This window comes from Corallococcus aberystwythensis (assembly GCF_003612165.1).
Classification (GTDB): domain Bacteria; phylum Myxococcota; class Myxococcia; order Myxococcales; family Myxococcaceae; genus Corallococcus; species Corallococcus aberystwythensis.
In genome coordinates this window covers 1-505 of record NZ_RAWK01000568.1, presented here as the reverse complement: position 1 = coordinate 505, position 505 = coordinate 1, and the positions used below count along the sequence as shown (strand labels likewise).

Here is a 505-nt window from a genome sequence, read left to right as displayed (position 1 = left end):
GCCCGCCGGAGCGAGACGGCGTCCGACCGCAGCATGACGAGTATGTTGGCGCACTTGATATCCAGGTGGCTGATCCCGCAGGTGGTGTTTAAAAACACAACGGCACGGGCCAGCTCCGTGAAGCACTGGTGGAGGGCCGTCGAGACCGAGGGGTTTGTTGTGCGCAGGGACGCCAGTTGGCCGATATACTTACCGAGGTCCATGTCGTACGCGGGGAACACTATCTGTCGTTGTTGCAGCGAGAACCCGAGGGGCGCGATGAAGCCGCGGATGTTGTGGGTGCGGCCGGCGCGTAGAGCGCCCTCCCCGACCAACAGGGTCGCGAGGAGCTCAACGGCAAACTACTCCTTTTCCTTTATGGTCTTAACGGCAAGCTTATGTTCGCGAATCAGTTGGACTTCGCCGTATCCCCCAGACCCCCCGAAGCTTCGGGCCCCGGGGATCTCGAGGGTCGTGTAGTGTAGGGCGGGGTTGATGGCGAACACGGGGCTGCATAGCTTGCGGA

At 61.8% G+C, this 505-nt stretch carries 1 protein-coding gene; it reads right to left on the bottom strand.

What is annotated here, in order from left to right; all coding sequences use genetic code 11:
- Nucleotides 1–314 (bottom strand): hypothetical protein (locus D7W81_RS44670; protein ID WP_208721701.1); only part of this gene is annotated, 314 nt, incomplete at its 3' end.
- Between the last annotated feature and the right edge of the window lie 191 nt (nt 315–505).